Raw genomic sequence first — 23,667 nt, 5'->3', positions numbered from 1 at the left:
GTGCCGTTATCGGCGTCGCGCTACAGAACTTGACTGAGAAGTCACCTCGTAGACGCTGTGCGCACCGACGCCGGAAGGCGGATGACCACCGCCAGCCCACCCAGCCCGGAAGTCTCAAGGGCGAGGGTTCCACCGCAACCCTCGACGATATCTTTGGCGATTCCCAGCCCCAGGCCATGACCGGCCACCGCCTCGTCCAGCCGGGAACCCCGCGCGAGGATGGCCTCGCGCTGCGCCTCAGGCACACCGGGCCCGTCGTCTTCGATCCGGATCAGATAACCCTCGTCATGCTGCGCCACCTCCAGCCGGACCTGCTGATCCGCCCACTTGCCGGCGTTGTCCAGCAGGGTACCGAACAGCTCCAGCAGGTCTTCCCGGTCCCAGGGCAGGCGCAGCTCTGCCGGCAGCCGGCAATCGAACAGCAGGTGCTCGCCATGCAGGCGATTGAGCAGCCCACACAGTTCGCGCAGTTCGGCGCCAGCCAGATGCGCACCGGGCAGGGCCTCGCCGGCTAGCCGGGCGCGGCGCAACTCCCGCTCCAGCCGCTGGCGGATACGCGCCAGTTGCTCGCGCAAGACCTCGCGCTGCTCGGGCAGCGCCTGGAGTTCGGGACGCTCGGCCAGGCTGGTGAGCACCGCCAGCGGCGTCTTGAGCGCATGCCCCAGGTTGCCGATGCCATGCCGCGCGCGCTTAAGGCTGTCCTCGGTATGGCGCAGCAAGGCGTTCATCTCCTCCACCAGCGGCGCGAGTTCGGTGGGCACGCTGGCGTCCAGCGTCGAACGGCGCCCCTGATGCAGTTGGGCGATCTGCTCGCGCACCTGTTCCAGCGGGCGCAGCGCCCGGCGCACGATCAGCCGTTGCAGCAGCAGGACCAGCAGCAGGGTCGCCAGCCCCAGCAGGGCACCGAACGCGAGGATGCGCGTCAGGTTGGTCAGCAGCGGGTTGTAGTCGTCGGCCACCACGACCCGTACCGTCTGGCCATAGCGCTGATAATCGGCGCGATAGGTGAGCAGTCGCTGGCCGCTAGGGCCGTCCGCCAGGGTCTCGCTCAGGCCACTACCGGGCGGCGCTTCCAGTTGCGCGTCCCACAGCGAGCGCGAGCGCCAGCGGATATCCAGCGTCGGGATCTCGATGAGGAAATAGCGACCGGACAGCGGGCGGGTGTAAAGGCTGCCCAGGCGCCCCTCGTCCAGTTGCAGGCCATGGGGCCCGCGCACCAGGGCGGCGAGCAGATTTTCCGTCTCGCCGCGCAGCCCGGTCTCCAGATAGCGGCGCAGGGCATGGTCCACCAGCCAGGCGCCCCCCAGGACCAGTACCAGGCCCGCCACCAGCAAAACGGCCACCAGCCCGACCCTGAGGCGGGCCTGGATGGACCTCAATCGACACCGCCCAGGCGATAGCCCTGGCCGCGCCGCGTCTCGATGACCTCACGCCCCAGTTTGCGTCGCAAATGATTGACGTGCACCTCGATGACATTGGAGTCGCGCTCGCTCTCACCGTCGTAGAGGTGGTCGTTCAGGCGCGTCTTGGAGAGGATCTGCCCCGGATGCAGCAGGAAACAGCGCAACAGACGGAATTCCGCGGCGCTTAGGGCGATGGTTTCGCTGCCACGCACCACGCACTGGCGCGCTTCGTCCAGCGCGAGTCCGGCGGCCTGCAGGAGCGGCTGGTTGGCCACGCCGCGGACCCGCCGCAGCAAGGCGGCGATGCGCAGGCTCAGCTCCTCGGGGTGAAAGGGTTTGGTGAGGTAGTCGTCGGCACCGGCCTTGAGACCGTCGATGCGCTCCGCCCAGCTGTCGCGGGCGGTCAGGATCAGGACCGGCGTCGCCAGCGCCTTCGCGCGCCACTCCCCGAGCACCTCGAGCCCTGGCCGCCCCGGCAGGCCGAGATCGAGCACGATGAGGTCATAGGGCTCCTGGGCACCCTGCCAGGCAGCGTCGCGGCCATCGGCCAGCCAGTCTACGGCATAGCCTTGGCGGGCAAGGAACGCCGAAATCTCGTCGGCCAGGGCGACATCGTCTTCCACCAGCAGTAGGCGCATCTAGTCGTCCACCTCGTCCTTCATGATGGCGCCATCCATCGCGCCGATTTCCAGTTCGCGAACGACCTCGCCGACGAGGATCTCGATCTCGTAGCGATACTGACCGTCTTCTTCCTCCAGTTCGGCTTCCAGCAGCCGCGCCTGGGGATAACGTTCGTTGACCCGCTGCAAGAGGGTCTCGAGCGGGCGGATCACCCCCTCCTTGCGCAGCTTGAGGGCCTCGTCCTGATCCAGGTCGCGGGCCTGGATCAGCGGCGAGACACTGCCGAGCAGCAAGAGTCCGGCGAGGGCGACGGTCAGTCGTCGCGCTGATCTTTCAGGACTTCGCCAGTGGTGGCGTCGAGTTCCAGATCCCATTTCACACCTTTGGGGTCACGCAGTTCCAGTTGGTAGATGTAGCGACCGTATTCTTCTTCCAGTTCGGTCTCGTGGGTGGTCGAGCCCGGGTGCTTGGCGATGGCGGCCTGGTTGAGCACCTCGAAGCTCTTGATCTTGCCGCTGTCACGCAGCTTGAGGGCTTCGTCGGGGCCGAGATCGCGGGCCTGGGCAACGCCCACACCGGTGAGCAGGAGGGCGGCGGTCGCAAGGGCGGTGAGCTTTTTCATGGTGATTCCTCTGGTTGCTGTCTGAACGGTTTCCAGAGTAGCCATCGGCCATTAATCGAAACTTAAACGCCGCTTAAGCCAAGCTTAATCGGATCGGACCGCGCCAGGGCGCTTCGGTGTCCAGGGTTTCACCCTTCTGCGTCACCCGCAGTTGGCCTGCGCGAGCCAGTTCCCGCGCCACCTCGCGCAGGGGTTCCATCAATGGCCGCCAGTCCGCGGCCAGGTCGCGCGCCACCTCCGAAGGACAGAAGGTGGTCCCTAGGCGGCGCGCCCGTGCCTTGGCCAGCAAGGCTTTGCGCAACTGTGCGTCGGTCGGCTCGAGCGCTGTCATGAGAACCGGGTCCTGTTTCCTGGAGTCCACCGTTTCGACCAGGAAATCGTCGGTGCAGTCATGACCTCTCGCTCGAAACCCTCGAAAGTAATGCAACGCCTCGCTCAGACCGACCTGCCCATCCCCGCCGATGAGCGTGACGACACCGGTACCGCCCTCTGCACCCCCTTGCCCCCCGATCTCAACTACGTCGACGACAGCCAGCCGGGTTTGAGCCGGCGCGAGTTACGCGGCAAATGGGCCTACTTCACCCCCGCTGGCGAGCGCATCCGCGACCAGGCGGAAGTCGAGCGGATCAACAAGCTGGCCATCCCGCCGGCCTATACCGATGTCTGGATTTGTCCGGACGCCAACGGCCATTTGCAGGCCACCGGACGCGACGCCCGCGGCCGCAAGCAGTATCGCTACCACCCGCGCTGGCGCGAGATCCGCGATACCGACAAGTACGAACGGATGCTGGCCTTTGGGCAGGCCCTGCCCAAGCTGCGGCAGCGGGTGGAAGAGGATCTCGCCCGCCGCGGCCTCTGTCGGGAAAAGGTCATGGCCACGGTCATCAGCCTGCTCGACGCGACGCTGATCCGGGTCGGCAACGCCCAGTATGCCAAGAGCAACAAGTCCTATGGCCTCACCACCCTGCGCAACCGGCACGCCGAGGTGCATGGCAACACCATTGCCTTCCACTTCCGCGGCAAGAGCGGGGTGGAGCACGACATCAAGGTCAGCGATCCGCGCCTGGCGCGAACCGTGAAGAAGTGCCTGGAGCTACCGGGCCAGCACCTTTTCCAGTATGTGGACGCTGATGGCGAACGCCATACCGTGACCTCCTCGGACGTCAACGCCTACCTGCACGAACTCACCGGCGCCGACTTCACCGCCAAGGACTACCGCACCTGGGCGGGCAGCGCCCTAGCCCTGGAAGCCCTGCGCGAATTGCGCTGCGAGACCCAGACCGATGCCAAGAAGGAACTGGTGGACATGGTCAAGGCGGTATCCCGCACCCTGGGCAATACCCCGGCGGTCTGCCGCAAGTGCTATATCCACCCCGGCGTGCTGGATGCCTTCCTCGCCGGCGACCTCTGCACCCTGCCCAAACCGCGCAAGCGCAAAGGGCTGAAGGAGGAAGAGGTGCTGCTGCTCAACTTCCTGCAACGCCTGGAACAGCGGATGGGGGAGACCCAGGCGGCCTGACAGGGTCGCTCCCTACCCTGCCTCTTACTTGGGGCAGGGAACATTCTGCGGAAAAATCCGACGCTGCTCGCCTAGCGAGCTTCATCCCGCACGCCCTGATGACGTCACTGTAATTGTTATGTTATAACTTTTGCACGTTACCCAAGGCTCGATCATGGCATCCCCGCGCGCTTCCCTGTTGCTGCTCTCCGTACCCGCCCGCCTGCTGCTCGCCAGCATTCCCCTGGTCGCCCTGTGGCTGGCCGTGCTCTGGGCAGTCGCCCTGCCATGAGCGCCGCCATCGAACTCCAGGACCTGACCCTGGCCTATCAGCGGCATCCGGCCATCCATCATCTCAGTGGCTGCTTCCGCACCGGCAGTCTTACCGCCATCGTCGGCCCCAACGGGGCGGGCAAGTCCACCCTGCTCAAGGCCATCGCCGGCACCCTGAGACCGGTCAGTGGCCGGGTCAACCGCGCGGTGCCGCAACGCCGTCTGGGCTACCTGCCGCAGGCCGCGGAGATCGACCGCAGCTTTCCCCTCAGCGTGCTGGAAACCGTGGTGTTGGGTGCCTGGCGCGGGCTGGGCCTCTGGCGCGGGGTGACTGCCGCCCACCGGGAGGAAGCGGCCAGGGCGCTGCAGGCGGTGGGTCTCGAAGGCCTGGAGGATCGCCTGGTCGGCGCGCTCTCGTCCGGACAATTCCAGCGGGTGCTGTTCGCCCGGCTGCTGTTGCAGGACGCTCCCGTGCTGCTGCTGGACGAGCCCTTCACCTCCATCGATGCCCGCACCACCGCGGACCTGCTAACCATCGTCCGCCGCTGGCATGGCCAGGGCCGCACGGTGATCGCCGTGCTGCACGACCTGGAGCAGGTTCGCCAGCACTTTCCCGAGACCCTGCTGCTGGCCCGGGAGGCCATCGCCTGGGGCAACACCGATCAGGTGCTGGTCAGCGAGCATCTGGCCCGCGCCCGCAATCTCGCCGAACGCTGGGACGCCAACGCGGCGGTCTGTGAACGCGCATGACCCTCTATCAATTCCTCGTCGAACCCTTCGTCGAATTCGGCTTCATGCGCCGCGCCCTGGTGGCCTGTCTGGCCCTGGCGCTGGGCGCCGGTCCGGTGGGCGTCCTGCTGATGCTCAGGCGCATGAGTCTGGTGGGCGATGCCATGAGTCATGCCGTGCTGCCCGGCGCGGCCCTGGGCTTCATGGTCGCCGGGCTGTCGCTGCCGGCCATGGGCATCGGCGGGATGCTTGCCGGCCTGCTGGTGGCCGGTCTCGCCGGTCTGGTCAGCCGCTTCACCAGCCAGCGCGAGGACGCCAGCTTCGCCAGCTTCTACCTGATGTCCCTGGCCGCCGGGGTGCTGATCGTGTCGCTGCACGGCTCCAGCGTGGATCTGCTGCATGTGCTGTTCGGCACCATCCTGGCCATCGACGCCACGGCGCTCTATCTGGTCGCCGGCATCGCCACGCTGTCGCTGCTGGTGCTGGCGGTGATCTACCGGCCGCTGGCGCTGGAGTGCTTCGATCCGGGCTTCCTGCGCGCCGTGGGCGGGCGTGGCTCGCTCTATCACCTGCTGTTTTTGCTGCTGGTGGTGCTCAATTTGGTCGCCGGTTTCCAGGCGCTGGGCACCCTGATGGCGGTGGGTCTGATGATGCTGCCGGCTACCGCGGCGCGCTTCTGGGCCAACAGCCTGCCCGGGCTGATGGCGGTGGCCAGCCTGATCGCCAGCCTCAGCGGCCTGATCGGCCTGGTGCTGTCCTACCACCTCGGCTGCGCCTCGGGTCCGGCCATCGTCCTTACTGCAGGTGGCTGCTACCTCCTGTCCCTGCTGTTCGGTCGCCTGGGTCTCTACCGGCGACTGCGCCCCCGCCCCCACCTCACCCACTGAAAGGAGTCACCATGAAATCCCTGTTCTCCCTGGGCGCTGCCCTGCTGCTTGCCGCTGCCGGCCAGGCCCAGGCCGCCCCGGTCAAGGCCGTCGCCACCTTTACCGTGATCGCCGACGTGGTCAAACAGGTCGGTGGCGATCAGGTGCAGGTCTCCTCCCTGGTCGGTCCCAATGGCGATCCCCATGCCTACGAACCGACGCCCACGGATGCCCAGGCGCTGAAACAGGCCGATGTGGTGTTCATGAGCGGCCTGCACCTGGAAGGCTGGATGGACCGCCTGATCAAGGCCTCCGGCCAGGCGCGCCCGCCGGTGGTGCTCAGCGAAGGGATCAAGACCCGCGAGATGGCGGAAGACGAGGATGAGCACGGCCACGCGGACCATGATCACGACCATGGCGGTATCGACCCCCACGTCTGGAACAACCCGCTCAACGTGATCGTCTACACCCGCAACGTGGTGAAGGCGCTGTCCGCGGTGGATCCGGCGGACGCGGCCACCTTCAAGGCCAACGGCGATCGCTACATCGCCGAACTGGAAGCCCTGGATCGCTATGCCCGCGAGCAGATCGGCCAGGTACCCAAGGCCAAACGCAAGGTGCTGACCTCCCACGACGCCTTCGGCTACTTCGCGGACGCCTATGGCGTGACCTTCATCTCGCCGCTGGGGCTGTCGACCGAGGCCGAGGCGTCCGCCCAGGACGTCGCCAAGCTGATCCGCCAGATCAAGCAGGAGCATGTCGCCACCTACTTCTTCGAGAACTCCAACGATCCGCGCCTGGTGCAGCAGATCGCCAAGGCCAGCGGCGCCCAGCCGGGTGGCGAGCTGTACGTCGAAGCCCTGTCACCGGCAGACGGCCCGGCGCCCACCTATGCCGCCATGTTCCGCTACAACGTGGATACCCTGGTCAAGGCGATGAAGAGCGGGCATTAAGGCGCTCTGGTAGGGTGGGTTGAGCGCAGCGAAGCCCAACAGCGCGAGGCTCGAGTGCCTCGGTGTTGGGCTTCGACGATAAGGCCGTCTCAACCCAACCTACGCTACACCGGTAGGTTGGGTTAAGCGCAGCGAAGCCCAACAGAGCAAGACTCTAGTTCCTCGATGTGGGGCTTCGACGAAGAGGCCGTCTCGGCCCAACCCACACCGGACCGGAGGCTAGACCACCGGTACTTCCTCAAGGTGAAGGTATTCCGCACCCAGGCGCCGAGCCAATTCCCCTGCCCGCCCCAGACGCAGCGGTCCCAATTCGATATCCAGCACCCGGATGGGACAGTCCGGTAGGGCCAGCCCCTCCAGCTCACGCAGGCGGCCATCGGTGACCAGCAGCAGCTGGCATTCCTCGCCGGGACGCTGCCGCCGGCGACTCTTCAGCCAGGCCTGGGCTTCCGCCAGTCCCGCCAGCAAGGGCGTTCCCCCGCCCGCCCCCAGCTGCTCCAGCCAGGCCTGCAGGGCCTGACCGCTGCGCTGTCCCTGGAAAGACCACTCAGGACGATCTCCGGCCGTCTGCAGGACCGCGACCCTGACCCGCTGGCGATAGGCCTGCTCGAACCAGTCGGCCAGCAGGCCCTTGGCCTGGGCCAGGGCACCGTGGCGGCGGGTGGACGCGGAGTGATCGAGGATCACCAGCCAGAGCTGGGCCGGACGCCGTCGGCGCGGTTGCCGCAGGAGATCACCCGCGCGACGCGGACGCCCGCGGAGCAGCGTCGGTACCCAGGCGACAGGGCCTTCGGTACCCGGCGAACGCGCGCCCTGGCGACCGCCCGCGGCCTTGCCTGTCCCGCTTCGGGCATCGCGATCCAAGGGGTAGGACGATCGGATGCCTAGGACTTTTTTGCCCCGCCCAAACGGCGTCTGGGACCCGTTGCAGTGGGCTCCGGCGCCAGGGCACCCCAGCTATCGCCCTCGCCTTGCGCGGGCTCGGCATCCCGCTGCTCCTGTTGATCGCCAGGCGCTCGCTCCGAAGTAGCGGGCGCCAAATTATCCTGAAGGGGTGGTATTACTGAAGAACCATCCGCCAACTCGCGGCGCCGATGGCGCAGGGCGAATTCGGCCACGGCGGCGATATCGGCGTTTTCGATCGACGTGGCGCCGCGCCAGGCCGCATGGGCGCGGGCCGCGCGCAACCAGACCAGATCGGCACGCAGGCCGTCGACCCCGGCCTGGTGGCAGCCTGCAGTGATGGCGTCCAGCGCGGCATCGTCCAGTGGAATGTCCGCCAGCCGTGCACGGGCCACAGCGCACCGCTGCCGCAGTTCCGCCTGCGCCGCCTCCCACTGCGCAATGAAGACTGACGGATCGCTGTCGAAGGCCAGCCGCCGGCGCAGGATCTCCGCCCGCTCCCGGGGGGCCGGCCGGCTGTCCAGCGCCAGGGCGAAACCAAAGCGATCCAGCAACTGCGGACGCAACTCCCCCTCCTCCGGATTCATGGTGCCGACCAGCAGGAAACGCGCGGCGTGCTCATGGGAGATGCCGTCGCGCTCCACCCGGTTGACGCCACTGGCCGCCACATCCAGCAGCAGATCGACCAGGTGATCCGGCAGCAGATTGACCTCGTCGACATAGAGCACGCCGCCATGGGCCGCTGCCAGTACGCCCGGCGCGAAGCGCGCCCGGCCCTCGCCCAGCGCCGCCTCCAGATCCAGGGTGCCGACGATGCGCTCTTCGCTGGCGCCCAATGGCAGGGTGACGAAGGGACCGTCGCCGAGCAGATCGGCCAGGCCCCGGGCCAGGGTCGACTTGGCCATGCCCCGGGGTCCTTCGATCAGCACACCGCCGATACGGGGATCGATGGCATTCAGGCACAGCGCCAGCTTGAGGCTGTCGGCGCCGACCACGGCGGCCAGGGGAAAGACGGGGGCGGTCATCTCAGGCTTCATCCATATCCATCAGGAGCTGTTCGAGGGCTTCGCGGTAGTCGCCCGGATCCTGCCAGAGGCCGCGCTGCTGGGCTTCCAGCAGGCGCTCGGTCATGTCGCGCAGGGCCTCGGGGTTGTGGCGTTCGACGAAGTCACGGGTATCGGCGTCGAGCAGATAGGCATCGGCCAGTTGCCGGTACTGGTGATCCTCCACCAGCTCGGTGGTGGCGCCGAAGCCGAACAGGTAGTCCACGGTGGCGGCCATCTCGAAGGCCCCCTTGTAGCCATGGCGCTTCATGCCGGCGATCCACTTGGGATTGGCCGCCCGCGAGCGCACCACGCGGCCCAGTTCTTCCTTGAGGGTGCGGATCCTCGGCAGATCGGCTTGGGCGTGGTCACCGAAGTAGCTGGCGCGACGCTGCCCGCTCAGGGTCTCGGCGGCGGCCAGCATGCCGCCCTGGAACTGGTAGTAGTCGTTGGAATCGAGCAGATCGTGCTCGCGGTTGTCCTGGTTCTGCAGTACGGCCTGCAGCCGGCCGAGGCGGCGCGAGAAGTCGTCACGGGCGGCGGTGCCCTCATCCTCAGCGCCATAGGCATAGCCGCCCCAGTTGAGGTAGGTCGTGGCCAGTTCGCTGCGATCCTGCCACTGGCGCTCTTCCACCACGCCCTGGACACCGGCGCCATAGGCGCCGGGCTGGGCGCCGAAGATGCGCCAGCCGGCCTGACGCCGGGCGAGGTCAGCAGCGGTACCGGCCGCTTCCAGGGCAGCGCGCTCGCGGCGGACCTGGGCGGCCAGGGGGTTGAGATCGTCCGGTTCGTCCAGGGCCGCGACCGCCTGGACGGCGGCATCGAACAGCCGTACCAGACCGCCGAAGGCATCGCGGAAGAAACCGGAGATGCGCAGGGTGACATCCACCCGCGGGCGATCCAGCAGCGACAGCGGCAGGATCTCGAAGTCTTCGACCCGGGCGCTGCCGGTCTGCCACACCGGGCGCACGCCCAGCAGGGCCATGGCCTGGGCGATGTCGTCGCCGCCGGTCCTCATGGTCGCGGTGCCCCAGACCGAGAGCCCGAGCTGGCGCAGGTGGTCGCCCTCCTCCTGCAGATGACGCTCCAGCAGCAGATTGGCCGACTGCCAGCCGAGCCGCCAGGCGGTCATGCTCGGCAGGTTGCGCACGTCCACGGAAAAGAAGTTGCGCCCGGTGGGCAGGACATCCAGCCGCCCGCGACTGGGCGCGCCACTGGGACCGGCCGGCACGAAGCGTCCGTCCAAGGCCGCCAGGAGGCCGCCGATTTCAGCGCGGCCACAGCCGTCCAGCGCCGGCGCCACCTGGGTGACCAGGTGTTCCAGCACCGGCCGGGTCGCCGGCAGTTCGTCCAGCGCCAACGGCAGCGGCTCGGCATCGACCCTCGCGGCGACCAGCGCCAGGGCCAGCAACTCCAGGCGTTCTCGGGTATCGCCCAGGGTGCGCCAGGGTTCGGCGGACAGCGCCGCCAGACAAGCCGGGCGCGCCCCTTGCCAGGGCTCGCCCAGGTCGGCGGCCAGGGGATCGAAGTCCAACCGCAGATCCTTGGCCAGCGCCCGCAACAGACTGGCATTGCCGCCCTGGGCATCGCCACGGGGGATGCGCAGCAGGGCCACCAGGGTATCGCGCCGCAATTGTCCGGTCGGAGATCTACCGAACACGTGCAGACCGTCGCGGATCTGCGACTCCTTGAGGTCGCAGAGATAGGCGTCCAGTTGCGGCAACCAGCTGTCCGGATCGTCGGTGATCACCAGCCCCAGCTCGCGATCCAGGGCGGTCTCGCGCACCAGTTGCAGGATCTCGCCACGCAGTTCGGTGGCGCGCCGCAGATCCAGCAGGCTGGCGTCATAGTATTCGTCGGCCAGGCGCTCCAGGTCGCGCAGCGGCCCGTAGCTCTCGGCCCGGGTCAGCGGCGGCATCAGGTGGTCGATGATCACCGCCTGGGTACGGCGCTTGGCCTGGGCGCCCTCGCCCGGGTCGTTGACGATGAAGGGATAGACGTTGGGCAGCGGTCCGAGGATGGCGTCCGGCCAACACTCCGCCGACAGCCCGACGCCCTTGCCCGGCAGCCACTCCAGATTGCCGTGCTTGCCCAGATGCACCACCGCCTGGGCGCCATAGGCCTCGCGCAGCCAGAAATAGAAGGCCAGGTAGCCATGGGGCGGCACCAGCGCAGGATCGTGGTAGACCGCCGCCGGATCGACGTCATAGCCACGCGCCGGCTGGATGCCGACAAAGGTCAGGCCGAAGCGCACCCCGGCCACCATGAGCCGACCGCGACGGTGCATGGGATCGGCTTCGGGCCCACCCCAGCGCTCGGTCACCGCCTGCTGCAGGCTGGGTGGCAACCCGGCGAATAAGGCCTGGTAGTCATCCAGCGCCAGGCTCTGCAACGCCGGACGCAGATCGCGCAGAGCGCTGTCGTTGGTCACCCCACCGAGCAGGCGCTCGATCAGGGCGGTGCCGCTCTCCGGCAGATTGGCCACCGGATAGCCGGCGCCCTGCAGGGCCTGCAGCACCCCGAGCGCCGCCGCCGGGGTATCCAGACCCACGCCATTGCCGATGCGGCCGTCACGGGTCGGATAGTTGGCCAGGATCAGGGCGATGCGCTTGTCCGCCGCGGGACGCCGCGCCAGCTCGATCCAGTTGCGCGCCAGGCGGGCGACGAAGGCCATGCGCTCGCCATCGGCCTGGTAGTTGACCACGTCGCTCTGGCTGCGCTCGCAGCGCCAGGCCAGGCCCTTGAAGCTGATCGGCCGGGTAATGATGCGCCCGTCCAATTCCGGCAGGGCGATATGCATGGCCAGATCGCGGGCACCCAGACCCTGGGGATTCTCCAGCCAGCGCTCGCGATTGTCCTGGGCGCAGATGGCCTGGAGCACCGGCACCGGGCGACGGAACGGCGTGAGATTCGGCCGCTCCGGACTGGATTGGGCGAAGCCGGTGGTATTGAGGATCAGCGCGGCGTTGGTCTCGTCCAGCAGCCGCTCCACCTCCTCCAGACAGGCCGGCTCCTTGAGACTGGCCACGGCGATAGGCAACGGATTCAGCCCTTCGGCGGCCAGCTGTTGGCAGAAGACGTCGACGAAGGCGGTGTTGGCCGACTGCAGATGGGTGCGATAGAACAGCAGCGCCGCGGTCGGCCAATCCGGTCGCCAGTGCTGGCGCCAGCCGTCCAGACCCAGGCCTTCCGGCTGATAGACCGCCACCCGCGGCAATTCCCGTGGCGGCTGGTAGGTGTACGGGGCACCCAGGCATTCGGCCGCCAGGCAATGCAGGAAATCCCGGGCATTGCCCAGCCCTCCCTGGCGCAGATAGCGCCACAGCCGTTCGGCCAGCTCCGGGGCCACCGTACCCAGGGCCATCAGCTCCGGATCAGGCCGATCGCAGCCGGGTACCGCGATCAGGGTCAGCCCCCGCGCGGCCAACTCGGCCAGCCGTTCCATGCCATAACGCCAGTAACCCTGGCCGCCGTGCAGGGAGATGAACACCACCCGAGCCTGGCTCAGCACCTCCTCGACATAGAGGTCCACCGAGGCGTGGTTCTGCAACTGCATGGGATTGGCCAGGCGCAGACTCGGATAGTCTTCGTCCAGGCTACGGGTCGCCTCCGCCAGCAGCGCCAGGTGCGAATCGCCACTGCAGAGTACGACGATCTCACCGGGCGTCTGCGCCAGGTGGGCGATGCCGTCGTCGGGGACGAAGCCGCCCGGCTGGGTACGCAGCAGATGCATCTGGCGTCAGGCGACCGCGGCGCGCAACTGGGCGGTGATAGCCGCCTGGTCCAACTCCTGGCCGATCAGCACCAGCTGGGTGCTGCGAGTCTCATCGGTCTTCCAGGGGCGGTCGAAGTGCTTGTCGAAGCGGGTGCCGACCCCCTGGACCAGCAGTCTCAGCGGCTTGCCGGCGATGGCCGCGAAGCCCTTCACCCGCAGCACACCATGGGTCTTGACCACCTCGGCCAGGGCCGCCAGCAGGGTCGCCTCGGCCACCTCGGGCAGCTGGACGCCGAAGGAGTCGAATTCGTCGTGATCGTGGTCTTCATGACCTTCGAGGTCATGGTGGGTGGGACGGCTGTCGATATGGGCCTCGGATTCGGCCTGCAGCCCCAGCAGAACCGACAGCGGCAGCACGCCGCGACTGGCTTCCACCACCTTGACCGCCGGCGGCAACTCCTCGGTGACCTCGGCACGTACCCGCGCCAGGGCCTCGGCATCCAGGCCATCGGCCTTGTTGAGGATCACCAGATCGGCGCTGGCGAGCTGGTCTTCGAACAACTCGTGGAGCGGCGATTCATGGTCGAGGTTGGGGTCCTGGCGGCGCTGGACGTCCACCTGCTCGGGATGGGCGGCGAAGGTGCCGGCCGCCACCGCGGGGCTGTCGACCACGGTGATCACCGCATCCACCGTGCAGGCGTTGCGGATCTCCGGCCACTGGAAGGCCTGTACCAGGGGCTTGGGCAGGGCCAGGCCGCTGGTCTCGATGAGGATATGGTCGATGTCGCCGCGGCGGGCCACCAGCTCCTTCATCACCGGGAAGAATTCTTCCTGCACGGTGCAGCACAGGCAGCCATTGGCCAGTTCGAAGACGCGGCCCTGGGCCTCTTCCTCGGTACAGCCGATGCTGCACTGGCGCAGGATCTCGCCGTCGATGCCCAATTCGCCGAATTCGTTGACGATCACCGCGATGCGGCGGCCTTCGGCGTGGTCGAGCATGTGCCGCAGCAGAGTGGTCTTGCCGGAACCGAGGAAGCCGGTAACGATGGTGACGGGGGTCTTGGCCAGGGTTTTCATGGGCTGCCCTTAGAGAGAAAGCGAAAGAAGACGGGCAGGCATGCCGGGCGCTCGCACCGCGGCGAGGCCCCAATGGCAGCCCGGATCACCCCGCCCGGTTGCGTGTTCGAAACGTGGCGAGGCAGGTCTCCTGGCTCGCGGCGCCCGGCTCCGGCCTTCCCGCGTGAGCAGTGGCCTTAGAGCGTGTTCATAATTTCGCGAGCTAGAGTCAAACAAGGCGAAGATGCTTGAGGAAGCGGATCGGACCCGCGCTCGGGTTTACGAATGGTAAATGAGCATTCCGAAAGCAGCTTCAACGCAGTTTGGCCGACGCGCAGCAAATTATGAACAGGCTCTAGTGGAGAGGCTAAAAACGCCGCTTACAGTTGCGGGGGCAGCCGCGGTGTCGCACCGCGTTCCCTTTCAAGCTCTTGCCGACAAGAGCACCTCGGAACGCGACAGGCTACGAGCGCCCCGCCGGGGTGTCAATCGGCCAGACTTGACCGGCGGACGAGGCGCGTGGTCTGCTCGCCGCTGCTTCAGGTGTCGCGACTCCGCCATGGGTCGCGGTGAAACGGGAAGCCGGTCCGAGTCCGGCACTGCCCCCGCAACGGTAGACGAGCGCAGGATCACGATGCCACCCGGCCGGCAAGTCTGGGGAAGGCGATCCTGGTAGTCGTACAGGTAGGCGGTCTTGAGCGAGCTAGCGCCTGGCGAGGCGAAATCCTCCAAGGAAGCGCAGTTTACCGAGCGTAAATGAGCATTCCGCGGAGGGTTTCAACGCAGCCAGGCCGACGCGCAGCCAAGACCGCACCTTGAGACCCTCGTGAGTCCGGAGACCGGCCTGTCGCTTTCAAGCAACCCGCGGTGGGCGGTCGTGCTGGACGGCGGCCGCCTGCGGCTCGCTGCCTTGGCGCGTCCCTGCCGCTTCGACTCCGAGGCCCTGCCATGACCGCTACCCGCTCGACCACCGCTCTGCCCCAGACCACTACCCGCACCCAGCGCCTGACCGCCACCCTGCTCGCCTGCCTGCTCGGCCTGGGCCTGGTGCTTCTGGCCGGCTTCTCCCATGTCGAGGCGCTGCACAACGGCGCCCACGATACCCGCCATAGCGAAGGCTTCCCCTGCCACTAAAAGGAGTTCGCCATGTTCCAGCGTATTGCCTTCAGTGCCAGCGTGGCCGGTCTGCTCGCTGCCCTGCTATTGAGCGTCTTGCAAAGCCTGTGGCTGACGCCGCTCATCCTTCAGGCGGAAACCTACGAGGTCCAGACCGAGGCGCCCGCCATGGCCGGACCGCATGATCACGGTGAAGAAGCAGCCTGGGCGCCGGCGGATGGCTGGCCGCGAACCCTGTCGACCTTTGGTGGCAACCTGGTGGTGGCGGTAGGCTTCGGCCTGATCCTGGCGGGCCTGTTCAACCTGAGGGGCCCGACCCGCCTGTACCAGGGCCTGCTGTGGGGCCTGGCCGGCTATGCCACCTTTTGCCTGGCCCCCAGCCTCGGCCTGCCGCCGGAGCTACCCGGCACGGCCGCGGCGGATCTCACCCTGCGTCAGGCCTGGTGGCTGGGCACTGCCGGTACCACTGCCGCGGCGCTCGCGCTCTTGGCGTTCGCTCGCCATCCCGGCTTCAAGATCGCCGCCCTCGGGCTACTGGTCATTCCCCATCTGCTGGGTGCGCCCCAACCCGTCGCCCATACCAGCCTGGCACCGGAGGCTTTGCAACGGCACTTCCAGATCGCCGTGCTGGCCAGCAACCTGCCGTTCTGGCTGCTCCTGGGGCTCGCCTGCAGCTGGCTGTTCCGGCGCCAGGCGCCGCACGCCTGATGGCGCTGGTGCTGGGCCTGGGTTGCCGCCGGGGCTGTTCGTTGGAAGAGCTGGCCGCGCTGGCGCTGGCGGTGCTGCAGGAGGCCGGCTGCGACCCCGGCGCCCTGACGGCGCTGGCCACGGTGGACCGACGTGTGCAGGAAAGCGCCCTGCAACACCTGGCCCAGCGCTGGCAACTGCCCTTGCAGGGCTTCTCCGCCGAACGTCTGGCGCAACAGGAGGGCGTCGCCTCGCCGAGTGCGGTCGCCCTGCAGCACACCGGCAGCCCCAGCGTGGCTGAAGCCGCGGCCCTGGCCGCGGCCGGTGAAGGCGCCCGGTTGCGGGTCGGCAAGCGCAAGAGCGCGGCCGCGACGGCAGCGCTGGCTTACGCCTGAGCGACCTCTTCCGCATCGGTGTCTCTGACCCGGGCGCGGACGTGGATGGGGCTGAAGGGCTCGTTCTGCACCAGCTCCACCAGTGACTCCTTGACCAGCTCGAGGATGGCCATGAAGGTCACCACCACCCCGAGCCGGCCCTCGTCCAGAGTGAACAGCGCCACGAAGGGCACGAAGGCGCCATCCTTGAGGCGCTCCAGCACCTGGCTCATGCGCTCGCGGGTGGACAGCACCTCGCGGGTCACCTGGTGACTCTCGAACAGGTCGGCGCGGCGCAGGACCTCGCCCATGGCCAGCAGCAACTCGCCCAGCTCCACCTCGGGCAGGAGCTTGCGCGCCCGCGCCTCGGGCGTCGGCAAGCTGGGCACCACGAAGTTGCGTCCCTCCCGCGGCAGGTCGTCGAGATCCTCGGCGGCCTTCTTGAAGCGCTCGTATTCCTGCAGCCGGCGGATCAGTTCGGCGCGCGGGTCTTCCTCTTCGGCCTCCAGGCCCTCGGCGCGCGGCAGCAGCATGCGCGACTTGATCTCCGCCAGCATGGCGGCCATCAGCAGGTATTCGGCGGCCAGCTCCAGTTGCACCGCCTTCATCAGCTCGACGTAGCTCATGTACTGCCGGGTGATCTCGGCGACCGGAATGTCGAGGATGTCGATGTTCTGCTTGCGGATCAGGTAGAGCAGCAGGTCGAGGGGCCCCTCGAAGGCTTCGAGAAAGACCTCCAGCGCATCCGGCGGAATGTAGAGGTCCTGGGGCAGTTCGGTGAAGGCCTCGCCATAGACCAGCGCCAGGCGCAGCTGCTCGGGTTCGAGCAGCTGGGGGTCCAGGGCTTCGCTCATGCTTCGATCATGAAGGGCGTGGGATCGCCGGCACCGACGCGGATCACTTCCGGCTCGTCGTCGGCCAGGCTGATCACGGTGGAGGGCTGCAGGCCACCCGGTCCGCCCTCGATCACCAGGTCGACGAAATGCTCGAGACGCTCGCGAATCTCCCAGGCATCGCCCAGGGCCTCGTCATCCCCCGGCAGGATCAGGCTCACGCTCATCAGCGGCTCGCCCAGCGCCTCCAGCAGCGCCAGGGTGATGGGATGCTGGGGCACCCGCACGCCGATGGTGCGCCGCTTGGGATGCAGCAGCATGCGCGGCACCTCGCGAGTGGCGTTGAGGATGAAGGTATAGGGTCCGGGGGTGTAGGCCTTGAGCAGGCGAAAGGCGCTGGTGTCCACCTTGGCATAGATGCCCAACTCGGAGAGGTCGCAGCACACCAGGGTGAAATTGTGCTTGTCGTCGAGCTGGCGGATGCGGCGGATACGCTCAACCGCACTCTTCTCGCCGATACGGCAGCCCAGGGCATAGGACGAATCGGTGGGATAGGCGATGACACCGCCGGACTGGATGATTTCCACGGCCTGACGAATCAGCCGCGGCTGGGGATTCTGCGGATGAATCTCGATGAACTGGCTCATTGGGGTTCCCGATTCTGAGGGTACAGCGGTTGACTGAAGCGCGCCCAGAGGGGCGGCAGATCTTCGGGCAACGGGCGGTACATCCCCAGCTCCGACCAGTCGGCCGGCGCATGGAAATCGCTGCCCGCACTGACCATCAGACCGAATTCCCGCGCCAGAATTGCCAGGGTGCCGACCTGCTCCGCCGGCTGCACGCCATTGACCACCTCGATGGCGTGGCCGCCGCCGGTGACGAATTCGCCGATCAGCTTGCGCAGCTTGGTGCGGGTGAAGCCATAGGCCAGCGGGTGGGCCAGACTGATCCAGGCCTTGGCGCCCTTCAGGGTCGCCAGGGTCTCGGCCAGGGTCGGCCAGTGCTGCTTGACGTCGCCGAGCTTGCCGCCGCCCAGCCACTTGCGAAAGGCATCGCCGCGGTCTTCGACGAAGCCCGCCTGCACCAGGTATTCGGCGAAATGCGGCCGGGCCGGCGCGTTGCGACTGTCGCCCAGGGCCAGCTGCACCGCCCGGGCGCCATCCAGGGTTCCGGGCATGCCCTTGGCCGCCAGCCGCCGGTCGATTTCCCGGGCGCGCTCCCAGCGTCCCTCGTGCAGGGCTTCCAGCGCGGCGTTCAATTCGGGCGCCTCGGGGGCGAAGTTGTAGCCCAGCACATGCAGGGTAGCCCCGCCCCAGGTACAGGACATCTCGATCCCGGGGAGCAGGCGCAGACCCAGGTCGTCCGCGGCTTCCAGGGCTTCGGCATAGCCATCCAGGGTGTCGTGGTCGGTGATGGCCAGCAGTTGCACCCCGCGCTCATGGGCGCGTCTGACCACCTCGGCGGGCGCGAAGGCGCCGTCCGACGCGGTGGTATGACAGTGCAGGTCGATACGCATGGCTTTCTCCTCCGGCTTCATCAGGTATTATGCCGCGATGCACTGCTATCGGCTGCGTTAATGAAACAATTCATCGATTTCATCCCCCTGCTCCTGTTCTTCCTGGTCTACAAGCTCGATCCGCGTCCGCTGGAGTTCGCCGGGCACACCTTTACCCTGGGCGGCATCTTCAGTGCCACCGCGGTGCTGATCATCGCCTCCCTGGTGGTCTACGGCGCGATCTTCGCGACCCAGCGCCGGCTGGAGAAGAGTCAGTGGCTGACGCTGATCGCCTGCCTGGTGTTCGGTGGCATGACCCTGGCCTTCCATAGCGAGACCTTCCTCAAATGGAAGGCGCCGGTGGTGAACTGGCTGTTCGCCCTGGCCTTCCTGGGCAGCCAGTTCATCGGCGACAAGCCGCTGATCCAGCGCATGCTGGGCCACGCGGTGCGCCTGCCAGCCCCTATCTGGACGCGGCTGAACATCGCCTGGATCGTCTTCTTCATCGTCTGCGGCTGCGCGAATCTCTACGTGGCCTTCACCTATGAAAGTTTCTGGGTCGACTTCAAGGTCTTTGGCAGTCTGGCGATGACCCTGGTGTTCATGCTCGGTCAGGGCCTCTATCTGGCGCGCCATCTGCAACCCATGGATGAACCGCGAGACTGATCCCATGAGTCAGATACTGCTGATCGACGACGACCAGGAACTGTGCGACCTGCTCGGTGCCTGGCTGAAACAGGAAGGCTTCGAGGTCACCGCCTGTCATGCCGGCAGCGACGCCCGCAGCCAGTTGCGCGAGGCGACGCCGGACGTGGTGGTGCTGGACGTCATGCTGCCTGACGGCAGTGGCCTGGAATTGCTCAAGCAGCTGCGCAGCGATCATCCGCAACTGCCCGTGCTGATGCTGTCGGGACGGGGTGAACCGCTCGACCGGATCCTCGGCCTGGAGCTGGGTGCCGACGACTACCTGGCCAAGCCCTGCGATCCGCGCGAACTCACCGCGCGCCTCCGAGCCATCCTCAGACGCAGTCATCCGGCCCAGCCCGCGGCCCGCCTGCAACTGGGCGACCTGTCGCTGAGTCTGGCGCGCGGCGTCGCCAACATCGGCGAAACCGAGATCACCCTGACCCTCACCGAGAGCCGCATCCTCGAAGCCCTGCTGCGGCAACCGGGCGAACCCCTGGAAAAGCAGGCGCTGGCCCAGGCGGCCCTGGGCCGCAAGCTGACCCTCTACGATCGCAGCCTGGACATGCATGTCAGCAATCTGCGCCGCAAGCTCGGCAGCCATGCCGACGGTCGTCCGCGCATCCTGGCGCTGCGGGGCCGCGGCTACTACTACAGCGTCTAGCCCACCGCGCAGCCTTTACCCCCTCTTTACCCCCGCTGACCGCCACTGACTCCCCCGCTCCTAGACTGGGCTCATCCGGTGTTGCACCGGTCATCCCAAGGAGATTTCCCGATGCGCAAACTCATGCCCGCCGTGCTGTTCGCCGCCCTGCTGCCGACCCTGACCCTGGCCGCTACCCAGGACAGCACCGACATCACCCCGCCGCCCCACGGCAAGCTGATGGATGGCGGTCCGCGTGGCGATGGCCCCCTGCGCGGCCTCAAGCTGACCCCCGAGCAACGCGAGCAGGTCGGCAAGCTGATGGGCGAGGAACGCCAGCAGCAGCGCGAGATCGTCAAGAGCTACCTCGACAAGCTGCCCGAGGATCAGCGCAAGGCCCTGCACGATCAGCTGGATGGCAGTCGCGACAAGACCCGTCAGTCCATTCGCGCCCTGCTCAAGCCCGATCAGCAGAAGCGCTTCGACGAAATGGAAAAGAAGCGTGAGGATCGCGCCAAGGAGTGGGCCGAATTCCAGCAGTGGAAGCAGGACCACAAGTCCTCCTGATCCCCGATCGCTGCGCCGATGGTCCTCGGCGCAGCGTCTGACCAAGGCGACCGCATGGTTTTCCGTTCCCTCTTCTGGCGCATCTTCGCCACCTTCTGGCTGGCCATCCTGTCCGCGGTCGGCCTGACCATGCTGCTCGGCCACCTGGCCGACCAGGATTCCTGGATCCTCGCGCAGCATCCCGGCCTGCGCGATCTCCCCGAACAGTGGGTACAACGTTATGAAAACGACGGTCCCGCCGCCGCCCAAGGCCTGCTCGAGCAACGCAAGGGCCGCTACGGCATCGATGTGCTGGTGCTGGGCGAGAACGGCTCGCCCCTGGTGCGCGGCACCCTGCCACCGCGCATCTTCGACCAGGATCTCGACCAGCCGCAGCGTCAGCAGCGCCCCGGTCCCGGCGCCCGCGACCCCAACCGGCCGCTGCCCTGGCGACGTCTGACCGACGAATACACCAGCCCGAGTGGCCAGACCTACCTGTTCATCTACCACCTGCCCACCCCCGAGCTGGGTGCCTGGCGCCGCCAGAGCCTGTTCTGGCCGGTCGGCATGCTGGCCATCGCCACGGTGGTGCTGACCCTGTTCAGCCTGCTGCTGACCCTCAGCCTGACCCGCCCGCTCAATCATCTCAGGCGTGCGGTTCATGATCTCGGGCAGACCGCCTATCAGCAGGACACCCTCGCCCGCCTCGCCCGCCGCAAGGACGAACTGGGCGTGCTGGCCGAAGACTTCAATCGCATGGGCGCCCATCTGCAGCGCCTGATCGACAGCCAGCGGCAGTTGCTGCGCGACGTGTCCCACGAGCTACGTTCCCCGCTGGCCCGCCTGCGCATCGCCCTGGCGCTGGCCGAACGCTCCGATCCCCGTGACCTGGGCAACATGTGGCCGCGCCTGACCCTGGAATGCGACCGCCTGGAAACCCTGATCGGCGAGATTCTCGCCCTGGCCCGCCAGGAAGCGGATCCCGGTCCGCCCGAGCAGCTGGAATTGCACCCGCTGCTGGAAGGCCTGGTCGAGGATGCCCAGCTCAGCGCCCCGCAGCAGCGGGTGGAACTGGACGTTCCCGCCGCCCTGCGGCTGGACGGCTGGCCCGATGTGCTGGAACGGGCGCTGGACAATCTGTTGCGCAATGCGCTGCGCTTCAACCCGCCCGCCCTGCCGATCGTCATCTCGGCGACCGCCGCCGCGGGCGAGGTGCGCATCCAGGTGCGCGACCATGGCCCCGGGGTCAAGGTCGATGACCTGCCCCGGCTGGGTGAGCCCTTCTTCCGCTCGGACCAACAGCACGCGACCGGCTACGGCCTGGGGCTGGCCATCGCCCGCCGCGCCATCCAGCGCCACGGTGGCGAGCTGCACCTGAGCAATCACCCGGACGGCGGCTTTCTTGCCACCGTCACCCTGCCGCTCAGGCCGGTCCTGACCAATGGCTGACCTGGCCGCTCAGATCACGCGGTGCCGGGATCCGCGGCGCCACCTCCGGCGTGCCCAGGTAGATATAGCCCACCAGCTGTTCGCCCTCGGCCAGTCCCAGCCCTTGCAAGACCCAGGGATCGTAGCTGAACTCACCGGAGCGCCAGACCGCGCCCAGTCCCAGGGCGAAGGCCGCGTTGACCAGGCCATGCGCCACGCAGCCGGCGGTGATGATCTGCTCCTGGACCGGCACCTTGGGGTGTTCCTGGGGCGTGGCGACGACGGCGATCACCAGAGGTGCCCGCAGCGGCATGCGCCGCGCCTTGTCCAGGGCCGCCGCATCGGCGTCGGGCTCGCGCCGGCGCAGGGCGTCGGCATAGAGCTCGCCGAGCGCCGTGCGGCCGGCGCCACTCACCAGGATCAGCCGCCAGGGGCGCAGCAGCTTGTGGTCCGGCGCCCGGTCCGCGGCGCGCAGCAGGGTCTCGAGTTGCGCGGGCGTTGGGCCCGGTTCGGTCAGACGACCGACCGAGGCGCGATTGCAAAGGGCTTCGAGGGCATCCATAGCGTCTCTCCTGTAAAGATGCCGCAGTGTACCCCAGGGACGACTGCCGAATTTGGCTGTCACAGCAGCGGAATGGCTGACATTCTTGGCCGCTACCGGGGCGGTCGGCTAAGATCGCGAATGCTAGAAAACCCGGCCGCTTTCATCGTCGCGAACGGAGTTATCCCGACCTCTCGCCTTTTTCGAAACGGACCCGACAGATGAAGTTTGCGCTCAACCGGTTCCTCGCTGCGTCCGGTGACAGCCTGGGCGTCTACTACGCCCGGGTATTCGCCTATCTGATCACCGCCGCCAGCGTCACCGCCGGGTACTACACCCAGGCCGATGCGGTGGGCCTGTGGCTGATCCCCTATGCCCTGCTCTACCCCCATGTGGCCCAGACCCTGAGCCTCAAGCTCAGACGGGATCGCGGCGCCCAGACCGATATCATCCTTGCCGCGCTGGACGCCATCCATGTCGGCATGGCCGCGGTGGTGTTGCGCTTCCCGCTGATGCCCACCCTGATGCTGCTGTTCATGCTCGGCTATACCAGCATGTTGCGCGGCGGTCCGCGCCTGCTCGGCCTGTGCCTGCTGTTCGCCACCAGCGCCGCGGCGCTGGGCAGCGCCACCTTCTTTCAGGGCGTCGACCTCACCAGTCCGCTGCTGGTAGCGGTCACCAGCGTGGTGGGCACCATGCTGCACCTCTGGGGCACCGGCTACTTCCTGCATCGCCAGCGCAAGCGACTCATCCAGATCAACGACGACCTCAAGCGCGAGCAGGAAAAGTCGGCGATCCTGGCGCACAACCTGGCCAAGTACCTCTCGCCCCAGGTCTGGGAATCCATCTTCACCGGCAAGCAGCACATCGCCCTGGGCACCCAGCGCAAGAAGATCACGGTGTTCTTCTCCGACATCAAGGGCTTCACCGAGCTGTCCGAAGAACTCGAGGCCGAAGCCCTCACCGACATGCTCAACAACTACCTCAACGAGATGTCGAAGATCGCCGTCAAATACGGTGGCACCATCGACAAGTTCGTCGGTGACTGCGTGATGGTGTTCTTTGGCGACGCCAACAGCCAGGGCGCCAAGAAGGACGCCGTGGCCGCGGTCTCCATGGCCATCGCCATGCGCAAGCACATGAAGGTCCTGCGCCAGCAGTGGCGCAGCCAGGGCATCAACAAGCCGCTGGAGATCCGCATGGGCCTGAACACCGGCTACTGCACGGTCGGCAACTTCGGCTCCAGCACGCGCATGGACTACACCATCATCGGTCGCGAAGTGAACCTGGCCAGCCGCCTGGAGAATGCCGCTGATGCCGGCGAGATCCTGATCAGCCACGAGACCTACTCGCTGGTCAAGGAAACCATCATGTGCCGGGACAAGAGCTGGATCACCGTCAAGGGCTTCAGCAAGCCGGTACAGATCTATCAGGTGGTGGACTTCCGTCGCGACCTGGGCGCCTCCCCCAGCTATGTCGAGCACGAACTGCCGGGCTTCTCCATGTACCTGGATACCAACAACATCCAGAACTACGACAAGGAGCGGGTCATCCAGGCGCTGCAGCTGGCGGCGGAAAAGCTCAAGGACAAGGTGATCCTTTAACCGCCCGCGTTTCCTGCAGGCAGAAAAAAGCCCC

25 protein-coding genes and 2 riboswitches are annotated in these 23,667 nt (G+C 67.2%); of the genes, 12 read left to right on the top strand and 13 right to left on the bottom strand.

Going from position 1 to position 23,667, the window contains the following annotated elements; translation table 11 throughout:
* Window positions 1–41: 41 nt before the first annotated feature.
* From CFE50_RS05460 to CFE50_RS05440, 5 genes are all read right to left on the bottom strand, one after another.
* Window positions 42–1,379: an ATP-binding protein gene (locus tag CFE50_RS05460; RefSeq protein ID WP_286731907.1), complete on the bottom strand. Its 1,338-nt coding sequence runs from the start codon at window positions 1,377–1,379 to the stop codon at window positions 42–44.
* On the bottom strand, window positions 1,376–2,041 hold the full coding sequence (locus CFE50_RS05455) for a response regulator transcription factor (protein WP_286731906.1): 666 nt from the start codon (window positions 2,039–2,041) through the stop codon (window positions 1,376–1,378). The genes CFE50_RS05460 and CFE50_RS05455 overlap by 4 nt, the downstream gene beginning before the upstream one ends.
* Window positions 2,042–2,317 (bottom strand): PepSY domain-containing protein, encoded by a 276-nt coding sequence (locus CFE50_RS05450; protein WP_145151289.1) that lies wholly within the window; start codon window positions 2,315–2,317, stop codon window positions 2,042–2,044. It abuts the gene before it with no gap.
* Window positions 2,318–2,337: 20 nt separating this feature from the next.
* On the bottom strand, window positions 2,338–2,646 hold the full coding sequence (locus CFE50_RS05445) for a PepSY domain-containing protein (RefSeq protein ID WP_115945580.1): 309 nt from the start codon (window positions 2,644–2,646) through the stop codon (window positions 2,338–2,340).
* A 73-nt stretch (window positions 2,647–2,719) separates the two neighbouring features.
* Complete coding sequence (locus CFE50_RS05440; RefSeq protein ID WP_286731905.1) at window positions 2,720–2,977, bottom strand: DUF3253 domain-containing protein; 258 nt, start codon at window positions 2,975–2,977, stop codon at window positions 2,720–2,722.
* Between the two features lie 90 nt (window positions 2,978–3,067).
* Here CFE50_RS05440 and CFE50_RS05435 point away from each other — a divergent pair, with 90 nt between their 5' ends.
* The 4 genes from CFE50_RS05435 to CFE50_RS05420 all read left to right on the top strand — a co-directional run bounded on the left by CFE50_RS05435 (window position 3,068) and on the right by CFE50_RS05420 (window position 6,965).
* Entirely contained in the window at window positions 3,068–4,165 is a 1,098-nt protein-coding gene (locus tag CFE50_RS05435; RefSeq protein ID WP_286731904.1) for a DNA topoisomerase IB, read from the top strand.
* A gap of 267 nt (window positions 4,166–4,432) precedes the next feature.
* Complete coding sequence (gene aztA, locus CFE50_RS05430; protein ID WP_286731903.1) at window positions 4,433–5,167, top strand: zinc ABC transporter ATP-binding protein AztA; 735 nt, start codon at window positions 4,433–4,435, stop codon at window positions 5,165–5,167.
* Entirely contained in the window at window positions 5,164–6,033 is an 870-nt protein-coding gene (locus CFE50_RS05425) for a metal ABC transporter permease (protein ID WP_007158472.1), read from the top strand. Before aztA ends, CFE50_RS05425 begins: the two co-directional genes overlap by 4 nt.
* Before the next feature lie 11 nt (window positions 6,034–6,044).
* Window positions 6,045–6,965: a metal ABC transporter substrate-binding protein gene (locus CFE50_RS05420; RefSeq protein ID WP_286731901.1), complete on the top strand. Its 921-nt coding sequence runs from the start codon at window positions 6,045–6,047 to the stop codon at window positions 6,963–6,965.
* Window positions 6,966–7,184: 219 nt separating this feature from the next.
* Here CFE50_RS05420 and CFE50_RS05415 read toward each other — a convergent pair whose 3' ends face one another.
* The 4 genes from CFE50_RS05415 to cobW are packed head-to-tail and all read right to left on the bottom strand — an operon-like array spanning window position 7,185 to window position 13,703.
* Entirely contained in the window at window positions 7,185–7,829 is a 645-nt protein-coding gene (locus CFE50_RS05415; protein ID WP_286731899.1) for a vWA domain-containing protein, read from the bottom strand.
* A gap of 20 nt (window positions 7,830–7,849) precedes the next feature.
* Window positions 7,850–8,893: a magnesium chelatase ATPase subunit I gene (locus tag CFE50_RS05410; RefSeq protein ID WP_286731896.1), complete on the bottom strand. Its 1,044-nt coding sequence runs from the start codon at window positions 8,891–8,893 to the stop codon at window positions 7,850–7,852.
* A 1-nt stretch (window position 8,894) separates the two neighbouring features.
* On the bottom strand, window positions 8,895–12,644 hold the full coding sequence (cobN, locus tag CFE50_RS05405; RefSeq protein ID WP_286731894.1) for a cobaltochelatase subunit CobN: 3,750 nt from the start codon (window positions 12,642–12,644) through the stop codon (window positions 8,895–8,897).
* A 6-nt stretch (window positions 12,645–12,650) separates the two neighbouring features.
* Window positions 12,651–13,703 carry a cobalamin biosynthesis protein CobW gene (gene cobW / locus CFE50_RS05400; RefSeq protein ID WP_027599500.1) on the bottom strand — a complete coding sequence of 351 codons (1,053 nt, stop codon included), beginning with the start codon at window positions 13,701–13,703 and terminating at the stop codon, window positions 12,651–12,653.
* Between the two features lie 103 nt (window positions 13,704–13,806).
* A riboswitch (cobalamin riboswitch) is annotated at window positions 13,807–14,148 on the bottom strand.
* A gap of 58 nt (window positions 14,149–14,206) precedes the next feature.
* Window positions 14,207–14,544: riboswitch (cobalamin riboswitch) on the top strand.
* An 86-nt stretch (window positions 14,545–14,630) separates the two neighbouring features.
* Between cobW and CFE50_RS05395 the strand changes: the two genes are divergently transcribed.
* Genes CFE50_RS05395 through CFE50_RS05385 form a run of 3 tightly spaced genes read left to right on the top strand, consistent with a single transcriptional unit; the run spans window position 14,631 to window position 15,880 of the window.
* Complete coding sequence (locus tag CFE50_RS05395) at window positions 14,631–14,816, top strand: CbtB domain-containing protein (protein ID WP_286731889.1); 186 nt, start codon at window positions 14,631–14,633, stop codon at window positions 14,814–14,816.
* Between the two features lie 12 nt (window positions 14,817–14,828).
* Window positions 14,829–15,506 carry a CbtA family protein gene (locus CFE50_RS05390; protein ID WP_286731886.1) on the top strand — a complete coding sequence of 226 codons (678 nt, stop codon included), beginning with the start codon at window positions 14,829–14,831 and terminating at the stop codon, window positions 15,504–15,506.
* Window positions 15,506–15,880, top strand: a complete 375-nt coding sequence (locus tag CFE50_RS05385) for a cobalamin biosynthesis protein (protein WP_286731883.1) — start codon at window positions 15,506–15,508, stop codon at window positions 15,878–15,880. Before CFE50_RS05390 ends, CFE50_RS05385 begins: the two co-directional genes overlap by 1 nt.
* Here the strand turns inward: CFE50_RS05385 and CFE50_RS05380 are convergent.
* From CFE50_RS05380 to CFE50_RS05370, 3 genes are read right to left on the bottom strand one after another with little or no spacing between them, the layout of a single operon-like run.
* Window positions 15,871–16,713 (bottom strand): segregation and condensation protein A, encoded by an 843-nt coding sequence (locus tag CFE50_RS05380; protein ID WP_502694677.1) that lies wholly within the window; start codon window positions 16,711–16,713, stop codon window positions 15,871–15,873. The two genes, CFE50_RS05385 and CFE50_RS05380, sit on opposite strands and share 10 nt — an antisense overlap.
* Window positions 16,710–17,339 (bottom strand): L-threonylcarbamoyladenylate synthase, encoded by a 630-nt coding sequence (locus CFE50_RS05375; protein ID WP_027599504.1) that lies wholly within the window; start codon window positions 17,337–17,339, stop codon window positions 16,710–16,712. Before CFE50_RS05375 ends, CFE50_RS05380 begins: the two co-directional genes overlap by 4 nt.
* Window positions 17,336–18,208, bottom strand: a complete 873-nt coding sequence (locus CFE50_RS05370) for a PHP domain-containing protein (RefSeq protein WP_144953746.1) — start codon at window positions 18,206–18,208, stop codon at window positions 17,336–17,338. Before CFE50_RS05370 ends, CFE50_RS05375 begins: the two co-directional genes overlap by 4 nt.
* A 60-nt stretch (window positions 18,209–18,268) precedes the next feature.
* Here CFE50_RS05370 and CFE50_RS05365 point away from each other — a divergent pair, with 60 nt between their 5' ends.
* The 4 genes from CFE50_RS05365 to CFE50_RS05350 all read left to right on the top strand — a co-directional run bounded on the left by CFE50_RS05365 (window position 18,269) and on the right by CFE50_RS05350 (window position 21,509).
* On the top strand, window positions 18,269–18,853 hold the full coding sequence (locus CFE50_RS05365) for a septation protein A (protein WP_145150697.1): 585 nt from the start codon (window positions 18,269–18,271) through the stop codon (window positions 18,851–18,853).
* Between the two features lie 4 nt (window positions 18,854–18,857).
* Window positions 18,858–19,535 carry a response regulator transcription factor gene (locus CFE50_RS05360; protein WP_027599507.1) on the top strand — a complete coding sequence of 226 codons (678 nt, stop codon included), beginning with the start codon at window positions 18,858–18,860 and terminating at the stop codon, window positions 19,533–19,535.
* Between the two features lie 111 nt (window positions 19,536–19,646).
* Window positions 19,647–20,081 carry a Spy/CpxP family protein refolding chaperone gene (locus CFE50_RS05355; protein ID WP_007158486.1) on the top strand — a complete coding sequence of 145 codons (435 nt, stop codon included), beginning with the start codon at window positions 19,647–19,649 and terminating at the stop codon, window positions 20,079–20,081.
* Window positions 20,082–20,135: 54 nt separating this feature from the next.
* Entirely contained in the window at window positions 20,136–21,509 is a 1,374-nt protein-coding gene (locus CFE50_RS05350) for a sensor histidine kinase (RefSeq protein WP_286731875.1), read from the top strand.
* Here CFE50_RS05350 and CFE50_RS05345 read toward each other — a convergent pair.
* A complete protein-coding gene (locus CFE50_RS05345; protein ID WP_286731873.1) occupies window positions 21,484–22,050 on the bottom strand; it encodes a nitroreductase family protein in 567 nt (188 codons plus the stop codon). The genes CFE50_RS05350 and CFE50_RS05345 overlap by 26 nt on opposite strands.
* 200 nt (window positions 22,051–22,250) lie before the next feature.
* Between CFE50_RS05345 and CFE50_RS05340 the strand changes: the two genes are divergently transcribed.
* On the top strand, window positions 22,251–23,633 hold the full coding sequence (locus tag CFE50_RS05340) for an adenylate/guanylate cyclase domain-containing protein (RefSeq protein ID WP_286731870.1): 1,383 nt from the start codon (window positions 22,251–22,253) through the stop codon (window positions 23,631–23,633).
* Window positions 23,634–23,667: the final 34 nt, after the last annotated feature.

It is taken from the genome of Pseudomonas sp. PGPPP4 (assembly GCF_002256045.1).
GTDB classification, from domain to species: Bacteria; Pseudomonadota; Gammaproteobacteria; order Pseudomonadales; family Pseudomonadaceae; genus Chryseomonas; species Chryseomonas oryzihabitans.
Note: the sequence above shows the minus strand (reverse complement) of the source record. Positions and strands in the feature narration are given on the sequence as shown.